Raw genomic sequence first — 14,190 nt, forward strand, 5'->3', positions numbered from 1 at the left:
TTATAGGCGAGCGCGTGGCAGGTGTCCATGGAAAGTGACGTTCATATCGTCAGCACGATCTTGCCGATATGGGCGCTCGATTCCATCAGACGGTGCGCCTGCGCCGCTTCCGCCAGCGGGAAGGTCGCGCTGATCAGCGGCTTGCAGCGTCCGGCGTCCAGCAGCGGCCAGACCTTCTCCTGCAATTCCGCTGCGATGGCGGCCTTCTCGGCGACGGTGCGGGGCCGCAGCGTCGAGCCGGTATGGGTCAGACGCTTCAGCATCAGCCGGCTGAAATTGACCGTCGCTTTCGGCCCGTTGAGGAAGGCGATCTGGACGATGCGGCCCTGATCGGCGGCGGCCTCGTAATTGCGGTCGATATAGTCCCCGCCGACCATGTCGAGGGTCAGGTTCACGCCGCGCCCGGCGGTAGCTGCCTTCGTCGCCGCGACGAAATCCTCCGTGCGGTAGTTGATGGCGTGGTCGGCGCCGAGCTCGCGACAGGCCTGGCACTTCTCGTCCGAACCTGCGGTCGCCAGCACGGTCGCGCCGAAGGCCTTGGCGAGCTGGATCGCCGTGGTGCCGATGCCCGACGAGCCGCCATGGACGAGGAAGCTCTCGCCCGCCTGCAGGCGCCCGCGCTGGAAGACATTGGTCCAGACGGTGAAATAGGTCTCGGGGACGGCGCCCGCCTCGATCAGAGAAAGCCCCGTCGGCACGGGCAGGGCATTGCTCTCGTGGACGACGGCGTATTGCGCATAGCCGCCGCCGGCAACGAGGCCGCAAACCTGGTCGCCGAGCGCGAAGCGCGTCGCGCCCTCGCCGAGCGCGACGACCGTGCCGGCGATCTCGAGGCCCGGGATGTCGGAAGCGCCGGGCGGCGGGTTGTAGCCGCCCTGCCTCTGTAGCACGTCGGGCCGGTTGACCCCGGCTGCCGCGACCGCGACGAGGATCTCGCCGGCAGCCGGCTGCGGGACGGGGCGCGTCTGCGGTTTCAGCACGTCGGGGCCGCCGGGGGCCTCCATGCCGATCGCGATCATGCTCCGGGGAACGATGCTCGAAGCGGTGTTCATGAGGCTCTCCTGCTATGGCATCGGGTTGAACGGTGTATTCGATCCGAGACGATAGGTCTTTGTTTTTACGTCGGCTTTTCCCGAAAACCGCATTTGGTTTTCGGGCCGCTGCCCCCGGCATGTTGCGGCGCAGCTTGGCGGCATGGGTCAGAGTTGTTTAGCCTACCCCTTCGAGTTTGGTGAGATGCGAGGCCGCCATGTCGTTATTCCCGGAGGATGATCGCCCGAAGCCGAAGCGCGTCCATGAGATCGGGCAGGATCTGTCGACCCTGTCGCTGGGCGAGTTGGAGGAGCGGATCGCCGCGCTGAAGGCCGAAATCGAGCGGCTGACCGAGGCGCGGGCGAGCAAGAGCGCGTCGCGCGCGGCGGCGGACGCCTTCTTCCGCCGGCCGGCCTGAAAATCGGGCGCGCAGGGCGCCATTAAGGGATCATTAATGATTCCAAAGTATGAATCGCATCATCCAGTTTGTCTGGATGTGAGTGGCTCCTGCCTACTCTGTTTGACGCCTCCCTGTTGACCTTCACGAGCCGCCTTTGGCGGCTCTTTTTTTATCCGGGGGGGCATCCGGGGTACCGGGGCGGGCTGCCTTGTTGCCGCCATGGATGTCTACCTCCATTAAGGTTAATGACATCTTACCGGGGCCGGTCATCGTTAACGGCGCTATCCTTGCGGTGTCGTGGGCATGATCCGCGTTGCGTTCCAGAGGCGCACGCGATTGTGCCGATGGGAGACACCGTATGAACGACGCCCAGTTGCTCGAACTGCTGCCCCGGGAAGGAACGATCTCCTTCGCGCGCGGCTTCGTTCGATCCGATGCCTTCATGATCCTGTTCCGCGAGGGCATGGGGCTGGTCGAGCAGACCGCGGCCTATCTCGATGGCGAGGGCCGCAAGGAATCGGCGGCGCTGCCGCGCGAGGTCGCGCTGACCTATGCCACCGAGAGTATGCGCCTGACGACGCGGCTGATGCAGATCGCTTCCTGGCTACTGGTGCAGCGAGCCGTCGCGGAGGGCGAGATGACGGCCGAGCAGGCGCGGGCCGAGCACAGCAAGGTCAAGATCGGCGATCCGATGATCCCGCCGGCCGAGCATATCGTCGCCCGGCTGCCCGAGCGGCTGCGCCAATTGATGGACCATTCGGTCCGCCTTCAGGCGCGCATCCGCCATCTCGAGGAGCAGATGTCGGGCCATGCCCCGCTGCCGGAGACCGCGAATCCGGTGCAGGACCAGCTCGCCAGCCTGCAGGCGCGGCTTGAGCTGCGGGGGTGAGAGCTAGAGGCCTGCCCTGTCATGCTCGGGCTTGACCCGAGCATGACAGGGCAGGCTTCCGAAACAAAAAACCCGGCCGCGAGGCCGGGTTTTTGCATTTTCGGAGGAAGCGGCCTTGCGACCGCTTCGACTTACTTCTTGCCGATCGTGCCGAGGCCAGCGAAGCGCGAGTTGAAGCGCGAGACACGGCCGCCGCGGTCCAGCATATGCTGCGTGCCGCCGGTCCAGGCCGGGTGGGTCTTCGGGTCGATGTCAAGGTTCAGCGTGTCGCCTTCCTTGCCGTAGGTCGAGCGCGTCGCATACTCGCTGCCATCGGTCATGACGACCTTGATGGTGTGGTAGTCGGGGTGGATGCCGGCCTTGGCCATGACGAAATCCTCGAAGCTTACAAAAACGGGCGTGTCGACAAGCAGGCGGACCTGCCCGGCCCGTCGAAAGAATTCGGATGAGCCTGTCGTGAAGTCGCGAGCACATATCGCAGACGCAGGCGCAGCGCAAGTTTGACGGTGCCGAACCACGCCTGCGGCGTTGCGACATTTGCCAAGGCTTGCCCGATCGGCTTTGTCCGGTGTTGAAGATTGCTATCGTTCCAGGGCGCGCGAAGCGCGCGATTGCAGCAGGAGTTCCGGCGCGTGGCCGAAGCTGACGGGAAAGACGACAAGGCGCGGCCGGATTTCCGTTCGCTGGCGACCTTCTGGCCCTATGCGCGGGCGCAGAAGCGGCGCATCGCCGCGGCTCTGGTCGCGCTCATCGTGGCCTCGCTGGCGACGCTGATCCTGCCCGTCGCGGTCCGGCGCGTCATCGATGTCGGCTTTGCCGGCGGGGAGCAGCAGCTCGCCAACAGCTATTTCATCCTGCTGATCGGCGTCGTCGCCGTGCTGGCGCTGGCGAGCTCGGCGCGATTCTATCTGGTGATGACGGTGGGCGAGCGCATCGTCGCCTCGCTGCGCGCCGACGTCTTCCGGCATCTGACACGGCTGGAACCTGCCTTCTTCGATTCGAGCAAGGCGGGCGACCTCGTCTCGAGGCTCACCGCCGACACGACGCAGATCAAGTCCACCTTCGCCTCGACGGCCTCGATCGCTCTGCGCAACGCCATCATGGCGCTGGGCGCGCTCGGGCTGATGGTGGCGACGAGCCCGCGGCTCTCGGCCATCGTCATCGGCGTGATCCCGCTGATCGTCATCCCGCTGGTGATGTCGGGGCGCTCGGTCAGGCACCGCGCCCGGATGGCGCAGGACCGGCTGGCCGAGGCTTCCGCCTTCGCGGCGGAGGCGGTCGGCGCCATCCGCACCATGCAATCCTTCGGCGCGGCTGCGCAGACATCGGCCCGCTTCGAGGCCGCTTCCGACGGGGCCTATGGTGCCTCGCGGGAGGCGACCGCCTCGCGGGCGCTGCTGTCGGGCGTGGCGATCTTCCTGGTCTCGGCCAGCGTCGTCTGCGTGCTCTGGGTCGGCGCGACCGAGGTGTTCGACGGGCGCATGACCGGCGGACGGCTGTCGCAGTTCATCCTTTATGCAGTGCTGGCGGCGAGCTCGCTCGGCCAGCTCTCGGAGGTCTATGGCGATATCAGCGCCGCGGCGGGCGCCTCCGGCCGGCTTGGCGAAATCCTGGCGATGAAGCCTGCCATTGCCGCGCCGCCGATGCCTAAGCCGATGCCCGAGGCTTCGCTCGGCGAGCTCGCCTTCGAAGATGTTTCGTTCAGCTATCCCGGGCGGGACGCCTCGGCGCTCCATCATCTCAGCTTCTCGATCCGGCCGGGCGAGCGCATTGCGCTGGTCGGCCCGTCCGGCGCGGGCAAGAGCACGGTGCTGCAACTGGCGTTGCGCTTCTACGATCCGCAGGGCGGGCGCGTCGTGGTGGATGGCGTGGCCGGGCCCGAAGCCGATCCGGAGGTCTGGCGGCAGCGTTTCGCGCTGGTGCCGCAGGAGCCGACCGTCTTCGGTGTCTCGGTTCGGGACAATATCGCCTATGGCCGCCCTGATGCCACGCAGGCCGAGGTCGAGGAGGCGGCGCGGCTCGCGGCGGCGGACGGCTTCATCCGGGCCCTGCCGCAGGGCTACGACACCATCGTCGGCGAGCGCGGGGTGACGCTCTCGGGCGGGCAGCGCCAGCGGCTCGCGATTGCGCGGGCGGTGCTGAAGGACGCGCCGATCCTGCTGCTCGACGAGGCGACGAGCGCGCTCGATTCCGAAAGCGAGCGGGCTGTGCAGGATGCGCTCGACCGGTTGATGCTGGGGCGCACGACGCTGGTCGTCGCGCATCGCCTCGCGACCATCCTCTCGGCCGACCGCATCCTCGTGATGGAGGAAGGACGCATCGTCGAGCAGGGCACCCACGCCGAGCTCAAGGCGCGCGGCGGGCTCTATGCGAGGCTGGCGGCGTTGCAGTTCGGGCTGGAGGCGGCCTGAGGCCAGCCCTCAGCGCGGCAGCGAGGCGTAATAGGCCGAAAGCGCCTGAGCCTCGGCCAGGGAGATCGAGCGGGCCATGTAGCGCATCTCCTTGTGCGGGCGCTTGCCGGAGCGGAAGGCCAGCATCTGGTTGTACATGTAGAGTTCGTTCTGGGCGGCGAGATGCGGTACGTCGGCGCTGCGGGCGATGCCGTCGAGACCGTGACAGAGCGCGCATTCCTCGGCCGGCGAGGTCCGTGGCTCGGCCGATGCAGGATAGGCCCCCAGCAGCGCAAGGATGGCGAGCAGCGGCCGCGCGGCCGCAAGCCTGCGGGACATGGCCTCAGCGCTCCGTGATCTTGAACTCGATGCGCCGGTTGCGGCGATGGGCCTCGTCGGTATTGGCGAGGTCGAGCGGCTGGTATTCGCCGAAGCCGGTCGCCGCGACGCGGTCATTGGGCAGGCCGCGCGACATCAGATACTCCACCACCGCGATGGCGCGGGCCGCGGAGAGATACCAGTTCGACGGGAATTGCGCCGTCTTGATCGGGCGGTTGTCGGTGTGCCCGTCGACGCGCAGGATCCAGGGCAGGTCCGGCGGCATCTCGCGGGCGAGGTCGAGCAGGACCGTGGCGAATTTGTCGAGCTCGGCCTGGCCCTCCGGCTTCAGCACCGCCTGGCCGGCATCGAAGAAGATCTCGGACTGGAAGACGAAGCGGTCGCCGACGGTGCGGATGTCCGGCCGCGTGCCGAGCACCTGCCGCAGCCGCCCGAAGAAATCGGAGCGATAGCGCGCCAGCTCCTGCACGCGCTGGGCCAGCGCCACGTTGAGGCGCGAGCCGAGATCGGCGATGCGGGTCTGCGAATCCCTGTCCTTGGCCTCGGAGGCGGCGAGCGCCTCCTCCAGCGCCGCGAGCTGGCGGCGCATCGCGGCGATCTGCTGGTTGACGAGGTCGACCGAGGCCTGGGCACGGGCGGAGAGCTGCTTCTCGTTCTCCAGCGCCTTCTGCGTCTCGGCGAACTGGGCGCCGGCATTGCCGTTCTGCTGCGTGTCGAGCAGGCCCTGCAGGCGGCTGCGCTCGCCCTGCGTCTGGGCGAGCGTCGACTGCATGAGCTGCAGGCTCTCCTGTGCCTGCCGGTTGGAGGAGCGCTCCAGAGCGAGCAGGTCGGTGAGCTCGGAGATCTGCTTGTTGAGCCGCTCCAGAGCCGTGTCCTTGCCGGTCAGCTCCTGCGAGAGGAAGAACTGGCCGAGCACGAAGACGGTGAGCAGGAAGACGATGCCGATCAGCATCGTCGAGAGCGCGTCGACGAAGCCGGGCCAGAAATTCACGTCCTCGCGGCGGTGGGCGCGGGAAAGGGCCATCGTCAGTTTCCTGCTGCGGTTGCGGGGCGGATCATGGCTCCGTGATGTGGTCGGCGGTGAGGCGTTCGATGAGCCGCTTCATGTCCTTCTCGCGGGTGGCCTGCGCCTCGACCCAGTCGCGGATCATCTGCTGCTCGGAACGCATGTGCTGGACGAGGCCCTGGATGCCTTCGGCGAGATTGGCGAGCGCCTGCGTCGCCGCCCGGTTGTTGGCGGCGCCGTCGGCCATCGCCGCGCTCAGCTTGTCGAAGCGGTCGGCCAGCGGGTTGCCGGTCGGCAGGAGCGGGGTCACGCCCGGCAAGGCGGTGCGCGTGCCGAGCCAGCTTTCGATCTCGTTGCGGAAGCGGCGCTGCGCCTGCGCGACCTGCAGGTCGAGAAAGCCGAGAATCAGCGAGCCGGCGATGCCGAAGAGCGAGGACGAGAAGGACAGGCCCATGCCCGCGAGCGGCGCCGAGAGCCCGGCCTTGAGATCGTCGAAGAGCACGCCGGCTTCCGCCCCGGTGCGCAGCGAATTGATGACCGAGCCGACCGAGCCGACCGTCTCGAGCAGGCCCCAGAAGGTGCCGAGCAGGCCGAGGAAGACGAGCAGGCCGGCGAGATAGCGCAGCACCTCGCGCCCGTCATCGAGCCGGACGGAGACCGATTCGACGATGGAGACGGCCTGGGCCGGTGCGAGGCTGGCCTCGTCCAGCGCCGGCAGCACGGAGCCGAGCGGCGCGATGACCTCGCCGCGGCGGATTTCGGCATGGCGCGGCGCCGCGGCGAGGCGGGTGGCGGCGCGCGCCTCGCTGTGCAGCCGCCAGAGCTCGCGCAGCGCGACCAGCACGCCGACGAGCAGCGCGCCGAGGATGAGGCCGTTCAGCCCCGGATTGGTCATGAAGGCCTTGGCCAGCCCGGCTTGCAGGATGTAGCCGAGGAAGCCGATCAGCGCGAGGAAGACCAGCGCGCGGACGACATAGCGGAGAGGCCGGGAGAAGCGGGTGTCGTCTCGCGGGGGTGCGACCGTGATCTCTTCGGCCGCCAGATCCTCGTTCGCCATGCTTCGTCTTCCGTTCGCCTCGGATCGCAGAGCGCGCGATTCCCCGACCAGGCTGGTTCAACCCGGTCGGATCCTGCTCGCAGGGAACTGTCGCCTCCCCTACGGACAGGATCAAGCCTGAAAGATCAAGGTTCTATGTCAGCCGGCCGTCTTGAGGGCCGCGCGCAGCGCCTGTTCACAGGCTTCGTTGCCGCAGATGACGTCCTTCGCGCTGGTCACCTGCTTGCCGTCGAGCGTGCCGAAGGTGCCGCCGGCCTCGCGGATCAGCACGCTGCCGGCCGCGAAATCCCAGGTGTTGAGCCCGCGCTCCCAATAGCCGTCGAGGCGGCCTGCGGCGACATAAGCGATGTCGAGCGCGGCCGAGCCGAGGCGCCGGACATTGGCGAAGCGCGGCATCACGGCCGCAAGTTCGCGCAGGAACTGGCCGTGCCCGCCCTTGCCGATATGCGGAATGCCCGTGCCGACCAGCATTTCCGTCGGCTCGCGGAGGCCGGAGACGCGCAGGCGGCGGTTGTTGACATAGGCGCCCTTGCCCTTCTCGGCCATGAACAGCTCGTCCTTGGCCGCGTCGTAGACGATGCCGGCGATGAACTGGTTGTCGCGCTCCAGCGCGACCGAGATGTTCCAGTGCGGGATGCCGCGCAGGAAGTTGTGGGTGCCGTCGAGCGGGTCGATATGCCAGCGGTTGCTCTCGTCGGTGCCGTGGACGACGCCGCTCTCCTCCATGACGAAGCCGTAGCCGGGACGGGCCTTCTCCAGCGACTCGCGCAGGATCTGTTCGGCCTTGTGATCCGCCTTGGAGACGAAGTCGCCCGGTCCCTTGGCGAGCACCTGCAGATTCTCGACCTCGCCGAAATCGCGCTTCAGCGAACGGGACGCCTTCATCACGGCGTCGGTCATCACGGTCATCAACGGAGAACGAATCATCTGAACCTCTTGCGCGCCGTCACGGCACGGTGAGCCTGCGGCAGCGTAGCGCGCGGCGAAAATAGCGTGCCGTCACTTGCGCGGCTCTTAGGGCGCCGTCAAGACGAAGCTGCTGATGCGGGAGGCGGCCATGCCGGCGGCGCGGCCCTTCTGCTCGGGATTGAGACGGTCGAACAGCTCGTCCAGGGCCGCGTCGTCGAGCCCCTGCGAGCGGGCGGCGAGATGCCAGGCGGCGGCCTCGATCGTGTCGGGCGGTATGCCGAGGCCGAACTGATAGAGCTTGGCAAGGCGGTTCTGGGCGATGGCGTTGCCCTGATAGGCGGCGTGCAGGAAAAGTTTCGCCGCGGCGGCTTCGTCCTTCGGTACGCCGGTGCCGTTGAACAGCATGATGGCGTATTCGACCTCGCCCGGCACATTGCCGGCGGCGGCGGCCTTCTTCAGCCAGTTAGCCGCGACCTCCCCGGATTGCGGCAGGCCGCGGCCCTGCCTGGCAAGGACGCCGAGCGCATGCATCGCATCGCCGATCTGGGCCTTCGCGGCGACCTGAAGGCAGGCGACGGCGCGCTTGTCGTCAGCCTCGCGGCCCGTCGCCAGCAGCGCGAGGGCGAGGTTGTAGTTGGCCAGCGGGTGGCCGGCGGCGGCGGCCTTCTCCAGCAATTGCCCGGCGCGGACGGGATCGGGCTTGCCGCTGTTCGGGTCGAGCAATTCGGTCGCCAGCGCGAAGGTGGCGTTGATGTCGCCGCGCGCATCCGCCTGCTGGTACCATTCGGTGGCCGCCTTCTGGTCGGGTGCCACGCCGAGGCCCTGGCGGTAGATCTCGCCCAGCAGCGTCATCGCGGCGGCGTCGTTGTGGTCGGCCTCGACGCGCTTCAGCGCCTCGGTCTGGGCGCGCCGGTAGTGGCCGGCCTGATAGGCGCCATAGGCGAGGTCCTCGAACGGCGCGCCGGCGGCGCTCGTCGTGCCCGCGGCGCCGAGCGAGGCTGCCAGCAGGATCGCGCAGCCCGCTCGATTCATCGGGCGGCCTTCCGCGCCGCGCAGGCGGACATGGCGGCATTGGCGGCCTCGACCAGGGCGCGGATGTCCTGCCCCTCGGCAAAGGCCCAGGCGCCGAGCGCCACGAATTCGGCCCCGGTTTCGATCAGCGGTTCGATCGAGTCGGCATCCGGCGCATAGGCGACGCAGGGCGTCTCGAAGATCTCGGCCCACCAGCCGGCGCGCTCGACCACCGCCGGCAGGGGCGGCATGCTGCCGTCCGGCCGCGGCTCGCCGAACATGACGTAGTCGACGCCGGCCTCGCCGGCATCCATGGCGTCATGGCGCGCCCTGAGGCCGCCGACGCCGATGATGCGCTCGGTCTTGAGGCTGGCGCGCGCCTCCGCGATCGCCTGCGGGCCGCCGGTGATATGCACGCCGTCGGCGCCGCCGCGCGCGGCGACCAGCGAGTTGTCCTCGACGATGAGGGCGACGCTGTTGCCTTGCACCGGGCCGGCGAGGCGCTTGACGCGCTCGATGCGGCTGCGGTCGTCGCCGGGCGTCAGCCGGAGCAGGATGGCCGCGACATCGCCGCCGGCCATCGCCTGCATCAGGCGGAAGGCCATGGCGTCGGCGTCCTCGACCGGCGGGGTGACGAGCATCAGGCGAGTGGGGGAAGGATGTGTTGTCATGATCGGCTGCGCAAACGGCCCGCAGCGAAGTCCAATGTCAAGACCGCAAGCCCGGCAACGAGGCTCCAGAAGGCCGAGCCGATGCCGAAAAGCGAAAGACTCGACGCCGCGACGCAGAATGCGATCGCCGCGGCGAAGCGCTCCCGGTCCGACGACATCGATTGCGCAAGCGCGCCGGTGAAGGAGCCGGCGAGGCCCAAGCCCGCCACGGCGACGATCAGCGCCTTCGGCAGCGCCAGCAGGAGCGCGATCAACAGGCCGGTGCAGCCGGCGATGACGAGATAGGAAAAGCCGTAGATCACGCCCGCCTTCCAGCGCTGCTTCGGATCGGGATGGGTGTCGCTGCCGGTGCAGATCGAGGCTGATATCGCCGCCATGTTGGACATATGCGCGCCGAAGGGTGCGGTCAGCAGCGAGACGAGCCCGGTGGCGAACAGGGCCGGCGCCGTCGGGGGATTGTAGCCGGCGGCGCGCAGCACGGCGAAGCCCGGCAGGTTCTGGGCTGCCATGGTGACGAGATAGAGCGGGACGCCGATACCGAGCATGGCGCCAATATCGAAGCGCGGCGTGACGAATTCGAGGCTGGTGAGCGCGATCCCGCCGGCCGGCCAGTGGGCGAGCCCGCCCAGGAAGCTGATGACGACGCCAGCGACCAGCGCCGCGACGACGCCCAGGAACGGGTTGAGAAGCCGCGCGACGAAGAAGATCGCGAGCAGGGGCAGCACGAGCAGCGGCGATATCCGCATTTCATCGAAGACGGCGACGACGAAACGGAAGATCACGCCGGCCAGCATCGCCGAGGCGATTGGCATCGGGATGCGCTCGATCAGCCGGCCGAGCGGGCGGAAGGCGGCGGTCAGCATCATCAGCACGGCGGCGACGAGGAAGGCGCCGACGGCCGAGGCCATGTCGAAGCCGCTGGCGGCTGCGATCAACGCCGCACCCGGCGTCGACCAGGCGCAGATCATCGGCATGCGGTAGCGCCAGGACAGCCAGATGCTGGGCAGGCCGGTGCCGATGGCGAGGGCGGCGACCATGGAAACGGTCTGCTCGGGCGTGGCGCCGAGCGCCTGCGCGGCCGAAAGAATGACCGCGACCGAGGCGGCGAAGCCGACGAAGACCGCAACGAGGGCGGAGAAGACGATCGACATGGGGTTGCGGGGACCAGCGGGGCAGGGACAGCGCTGCCCTTGGATCAGAAATCGCACCGCGCGGAAAGGGCGCTCCCGGCATGGCTGCAGCGAGCGCGACGTACGACGAGCGCGGTCGTCAGGGCAGAAACCGCCCGACCTTGGCTTCGAGCAGGTGGACGAGGGCTGGGTCCATGAACGCGTAGTTGTCGGGAATGTCGAGGCAGATCACCCGCGCCGATTTCAGATATTTGCCGAAACGCCGCTGCAGCTTGGCGCGCTGCTCGCGCTCCATCACGAAGATCAGGTCGGCCCAGGCAACGAGATCGCTTGTCAACGGCACGTCCGCATCGTGGTTCGTGCCGGCGGACGCGACCTCAAGGTCACGCCTCTCAGAGAAGATCTGTTCGGCCGTGGGGCTGCGCAACCGATTCCGGCTGCAGACGAACAGAACTTTCTTCATGGGATGGAGGCCTTGCGGGTGAAGCGATGCTCCACCCGCCCGAAACCGTCTTTCACGCCGCCTTCTTCGCGCCGAAGGTCGGGTCGAGCTCGCCCTTGGCGTAGCGCTTGGCCATCTCGGCCAGCGTGATCACGCGCTTGATCTTGGAAGCCTGGCCGGCGGTGTTGAACTCCTCCAGCCGCTTCTTGCAGAGCGCGGTCATCGCCTCCATGGCGGGCTTCAGATACTTGCGCGGATCGAACTCGCCGGGGTTCTCCGACAGGATCTTGCGGATCTGGCCGGTCATCGCCATGCGGTTGTCGGTGTCGATGTTGATCTTGCGCACGCCGTGCTTGATGCCGCGCTGGATCTCCTCGACCGGCACGCCCCAGGTCTGGGGCATCTTGCCGCCATACTGGTTGATGATGTCCTGGAGGTCCTGCGGAACGCTGGACGAGCCATGCATGACGAGATGCATGTTCGGCAGCTTCTTGTGGATCTCCTCGATGACGTTCATCGCGAGGATCGCGCCGTCGGGCTTGCGGGTGAACTTGTAGGCGCCGTGCGAGGTGCCCATGGCGATGGCGAGCGCATCGACCTTGGTTTCGGCGACGAACTTCACCGCCTCGTCGGGGTTGGTCAGGAGCTGGTCGTGGCTGAGCTTGCCCTCGAAGCCGTGGCCGTCCTCCTTCTCGCCCTCGCCGGATTCCAGCGAGCCGAGCACGCCGAGCTCGCCCTCGACCGAGATGCCGCCGAGATGGGCCATGTCGGTGACGGTCCTGGTGACGCCGACATTGTAGTCCCAGTCGCCCGGGGTCTTGCCGTCGGCCTTGAGCGAGCCGTCCATCATCACCGAGGTGAAGCCGGCCTGGATCGCGGTCATGCAGGTCGCCGGCTCGTTGCCGTGGTCGAGATGCACGCAGACCGGGATATGCGGATAGATCTCGGTGACGGCGTCCATCATGTGCTTGAGCATGATGTCGTTGGCGTAAGAGCGCGCGCCGCGCGAGGCCTGGATGATCACCGGCGCGTCGGTGGCGTCCGCTGCCGCCATGATCGCCAGCGCCTGCTCCATGTTGTTGATGTTGAAGGCGGGCACGCCGTAGTCGTTCTCGGCGGCATGGTCGAGCAACTGGCGAAGCGTGATACGGGCCACGATGGCACTCCCCTTTGGCTAAATCGGTATGATGGTTGGATTTAGTGCGTAAGCGCCGCTCGCGCAAAGCCAAAGCGGCGACGTGCTGAAAATGCGAAGGGCCGCCCGTTGCCGGGCGGCCCCTGAAAAACAGCCGGAATCAGGCCTTCCGAAGCGCCTCGACGCCCGGCAGGGGCTTGCCTTCCATCCATTCGAGGAAGGCGCCGCCCGCCGTCGAGACATAGGTCAGCTCGTCGGCGACGCCGGCATGGTTCATCGCCGAGACGGTGTCGCCGCCGCCGGCAACGGCAACCAGCTCGCCGGCCGCGACCCGCTTGGCGACGGCCTTGGCGACAGCGACGGTCGCGGTATCGAAGGGCGGCAATTCGAAGGCGCCGAAGGGCCCGTTCCAGACCAGCGTCTTCACCTTGCCGAGCCGCAGCACGACCTCGGCGATGGAGAGCGGGCCGGCATCGAGGATCATCTCGTCGGCCTCGACCCCGTCGACCGGCACGACGCGATAGCCCGGATGGGCCTTGAACTCGCGGGCCACCAGCGCATCGACCGGCAGCAGGATCTCGCAGCCTGCGGCCTTGGCCTTCTCCTCGATCTCGCGGGCGGTGCCGGCGAGATCGTGCTCGCAGAGCGATTTGCCGACATTGACGCCGCGGGCGGCGAGGAAGGTGTTGGCCATGCCGCCGCCGATGACGAGGGCGTCGACCTTCTTCACGAGATTGCCGAGCAGATCGAGCTTGGTCGAGACCTTGGCGCCGCCGACGATGGCCATCACCGGGCGGGCGGGGTTGTCGAGACCGGCGGAGAGCGCCTCCAGCTCGGCCTGCATGGTGCGGCCGGCATAGGCCGGCAGGGCATGGGCGAGGCCCTCGGTCGAGGCGTGCGCCCGGTGCGCGGCCGAGAAGGCGTCGTTGACATAAAGGTCGCCATTGGCGGCGAGCGCCCTCACGAAGTCCGGATCGTTCTTCTCGTCGCCTGCGTGGAAGCGGGTGTTCTCCAGCAGCAGAACGTCGCCGTTCTTTGCAGCCGTCACGGCCTTGGCGACGTCGTCGCCGATGCAGTCCTCGACGAAGGTGACGGGCCGGCCGAGCGCATGCGCCAGCGCCGGCACGACCTGCTTCAGGCTGTTCTTGTCGTCGCGGCCCTTGGGACGGCCGAAATGGGCGAGCAGGATGACCTTGCCGCCCTTGTCGGCGATCTCGCGAATGGTCGGCAGCACGCGGTCGATGCGGGTGGTGTCGCTGACCTCGCCGTCCTCCATCGGGACGTTGAGATCGACGCGGACGAGGACGCGCTTGCCGGCGAATTCGGCGTCGTCGAGGGTGCGGAAGGCGCTCATCGCGGCAGCAGGCCTCCGAACAGGCCGGGCACGCCGAATTTCAGCACGAGGATGGTGAGGATGACCGTCAGCACCGCGGTGACGATCGCGGTCATGAACAGGGTGCCGGCACGCGGCGTCGCGTCGACGCGGCTGCGCAGATTGGCGATCTCGCCGCGGATCGCGGCGAAGTCCATGGTGCCGGCCGCAGCGTCGACCTTGTGGGCACTGCGCTCCAGCGAGGCCTCGGCGCGGGTCAGCACCGCCTCGTAACGGGCGAACTTCTCCTCGATGCGGGCGGCCTTCTCCTCGATGCGGGAGAGCTGGTCGAGGCCACGCGGCTCTTGCCTGGAAGCGGGTTCGGCGGAGGCCGGCACCGCGGAGCCGACGATCGCGGCCGGGGCAGGCGTCGCCGGCGCAGGAGCGGCCGGGGCCGGGCTCGGTGC

Annotated in this window: 16 protein-coding genes; 3 read left to right on the forward strand and 13 right to left on the reverse strand. The window is 68.1% G+C overall.

Annotated features, from left to right (window positions below; translation table 11 throughout):
* Positions 1–41 precede the first annotated feature (41 nt).
* Positions 42–1,052: an NAD(P)H-quinone oxidoreductase gene (locus IED13_RS26360; RefSeq protein ID WP_191125928.1), complete on the reverse strand. Its 1,011-nt coding sequence runs from the start codon at positions 1,050–1,052 to the stop codon at positions 42–44.
* 197 nt (positions 1,053–1,249) lie between these two features.
* Here IED13_RS26360 and IED13_RS26365 point away from each other — a divergent pair, with 197 nt between their 5' ends.
* Positions 1,250–1,450, forward strand: a complete 201-nt coding sequence (locus IED13_RS26365) for a DUF1192 domain-containing protein (protein WP_038359669.1) — start codon at positions 1,250–1,252, stop codon at positions 1,448–1,450.
* 340 nt (positions 1,451–1,790) lie between these two features.
* Complete coding sequence (gene rcdA / locus IED13_RS26370) at positions 1,791–2,321, forward strand: protease adaptor protein RcdA (protein ID WP_191125929.1); 531 nt, start codon at positions 1,791–1,793, stop codon at positions 2,319–2,321.
* A gap of 131 nt (positions 2,322–2,452) precedes the next feature.
* On the opposite strand, the gene rpmE is transcribed toward rcdA, so the two are convergent.
* Entirely contained in the window at positions 2,453–2,689 is a 237-nt protein-coding gene (gene rpmE / locus IED13_RS26375) for a 50S ribosomal protein L31 (protein WP_038359667.1), read from the reverse strand.
* Between the two features lie 264 nt (positions 2,690–2,953).
* Between rpmE and IED13_RS26380 the strand changes: the two genes are divergently transcribed.
* Positions 2,954–4,732, forward strand: coding sequence for an ABC transporter transmembrane domain-containing protein (locus IED13_RS26380; RefSeq protein ID WP_191125930.1), 1,779 nt, complete (start codon positions 2,954–2,956; stop codon positions 4,730–4,732).
* A gap of 9 nt (positions 4,733–4,741) precedes the next feature.
* Here IED13_RS26380 and IED13_RS26385 read toward each other — a convergent pair whose 3' ends face one another.
* From IED13_RS26385 to IED13_RS26435, 11 genes are all read right to left on the reverse strand, one after another.
* Positions 4,742–5,050 carry a c-type cytochrome gene (locus IED13_RS26385; protein ID WP_112764738.1) on the reverse strand — a complete coding sequence of 103 codons (309 nt, stop codon included), beginning with the start codon at positions 5,048–5,050 and terminating at the stop codon, positions 4,742–4,744.
* A 4-nt stretch (positions 5,051–5,054) separates the two neighbouring features.
* Complete coding sequence (locus IED13_RS26390) at positions 5,055–6,074, reverse strand: peptidoglycan -binding protein (protein ID WP_191125931.1); 1,020 nt, start codon at positions 6,072–6,074, stop codon at positions 5,055–5,057.
* Positions 6,075–6,105: 31 nt separating this feature from the next.
* On the reverse strand, positions 6,106–7,113 hold the full coding sequence (locus IED13_RS26395) for a flagellar motor protein MotA (protein WP_133564547.1): 1,008 nt from the start codon (positions 7,111–7,113) through the stop codon (positions 6,106–6,108).
* A gap of 138 nt (positions 7,114–7,251) precedes the next feature.
* Positions 7,252–8,040, reverse strand: coding sequence for an inositol monophosphatase family protein (locus IED13_RS26400; RefSeq protein ID WP_038359662.1), 789 nt, complete (start codon positions 8,038–8,040; stop codon positions 7,252–7,254).
* A gap of 87 nt (positions 8,041–8,127) precedes the next feature.
* Positions 8,128–9,054, reverse strand: a complete 927-nt coding sequence (locus tag IED13_RS26405) for a tetratricopeptide repeat protein (RefSeq protein WP_191125932.1) — start codon at positions 9,052–9,054, stop codon at positions 8,128–8,130.
* Entirely contained in the window at positions 9,051–9,704 is a 654-nt protein-coding gene (locus tag IED13_RS26410) for a thiamine phosphate synthase (RefSeq protein ID WP_191125933.1), read from the reverse strand. The genes IED13_RS26405 and IED13_RS26410 overlap by 4 nt, the downstream gene beginning before the upstream one ends.
* Positions 9,701–10,855 (reverse strand): benzoate/H(+) symporter BenE family transporter, encoded by a 1,155-nt coding sequence (locus IED13_RS26415; protein ID WP_191125934.1) that lies wholly within the window; start codon positions 10,853–10,855, stop codon positions 9,701–9,703. Before IED13_RS26415 ends, IED13_RS26410 begins: the two co-directional genes overlap by 4 nt.
* Positions 10,856–10,973: 118 nt before the next feature.
* The gene (locus IED13_RS26420) at positions 10,974–11,297 is read right to left on the reverse strand and encodes a low molecular weight protein tyrosine phosphatase family protein (RefSeq protein ID WP_113254485.1); all 324 of its coding nucleotides are present in this window, start codon (positions 11,295–11,297) and stop codon (positions 10,974–10,976) included.
* Positions 11,298–11,349: 52 nt separating this feature from the next.
* Positions 11,350–12,432 carry a class II fructose-bisphosphate aldolase gene (gene fba / locus IED13_RS26425; RefSeq protein WP_112764744.1) on the reverse strand — a complete coding sequence of 361 codons (1,083 nt, stop codon included), beginning with the start codon at positions 12,430–12,432 and terminating at the stop codon, positions 11,350–11,352.
* A gap of 139 nt (positions 12,433–12,571) precedes the next feature.
* A complete protein-coding gene (locus IED13_RS26430) occupies positions 12,572–13,765 on the reverse strand; it encodes a phosphoglycerate kinase (protein ID WP_191125935.1) in 1,194 nt (397 codons plus the stop codon).
* Positions 13,762–14,190 (reverse strand): hypothetical protein (locus tag IED13_RS26435; protein ID WP_191125936.1); only part of this gene is annotated, 429 nt, incomplete at its 5' end. The genes IED13_RS26435 and IED13_RS26430, both read right to left, overlap by 4 nt.

This window comes from Allobosea spartocytisi (assembly GCF_014764685.1).
Classification (GTDB): domain Bacteria; phylum Pseudomonadota; class Alphaproteobacteria; order Rhizobiales; family Beijerinckiaceae; genus Allobosea; species Allobosea spartocytisi.

Excerpts from the sequence above, each read along its gene's own strand:
- IED13_RS26360 (WP_191125928.1), bottom strand. The coding sequence starts at position 1,052 with ATGAACACCGCTTCGAGCATCGTTCCCCGGAGCATGATCGCGATCGGC.
- IED13_RS26365 (WP_038359669.1), top strand. The coding sequence starts at position 1,250 with ATGTCGTTATTCCCGGAGGATGATCGCCCGAAGCCGAAGCGCGTCCAT.
- rcdA (WP_191125929.1), top strand. The coding sequence starts at position 1,791 with ATGAACGACGCCCAGTTGCTCGAACTGCTGCCCCGGGAAGGAACGATC.
- rpmE (WP_038359667.1), bottom strand. The coding sequence starts at position 2,689 with ATGGCCAAGGCCGGCATCCACCCCGACTACCACACCATCAAGGTCGTC.
- IED13_RS26385 (WP_112764738.1), bottom strand. The coding sequence starts at position 5,050 with ATGTCCCGCAGGCTTGCGGCCGCGCGGCCGCTGCTCGCCATCCTTGCG.
- IED13_RS26390 (WP_191125931.1), bottom strand. The coding sequence starts at position 6,074 with ATGGCCCTTTCCCGCGCCCACCGCCGCGAGGACGTGAATTTCTGGCCC.
- IED13_RS26395 (WP_133564547.1), bottom strand. The coding sequence starts at position 7,113 with ATGGCGAACGAGGATCTGGCGGCCGAAGAGATCACGGTCGCACCCCCG.
- IED13_RS26400 (WP_038359662.1), bottom strand. The coding sequence starts at position 8,040 with ATGATTCGTTCTCCGTTGATGACCGTGATGACCGACGCCGTGATGAAG.
- IED13_RS26405 (WP_191125932.1), bottom strand. The coding sequence starts at position 9,054 with ATGAATCGAGCGGGCTGCGCGATCCTGCTGGCAGCCTCGCTCGGCGCC.
- IED13_RS26410 (WP_191125933.1), bottom strand. The coding sequence starts at position 9,704 with ATGACAACACATCCTTCCCCCACTCGCCTGATGCTCGTCACCCCGCCG.
- IED13_RS26415 (WP_191125934.1), bottom strand. The coding sequence starts at position 10,855 with ATGTCGATCGTCTTCTCCGCCCTCGTTGCGGTCTTCGTCGGCTTCGCC.
- IED13_RS26420 (WP_113254485.1), bottom strand. The coding sequence starts at position 11,297 with ATGAAGAAAGTTCTGTTCGTCTGCAGCCGGAATCGGTTGCGCAGCCCC.
- IED13_RS26430 (WP_191125935.1), bottom strand. The coding sequence starts at position 13,765 with ATGAGCGCCTTCCGCACCCTCGACGACGCCGAATTCGCCGGCAAGCGC.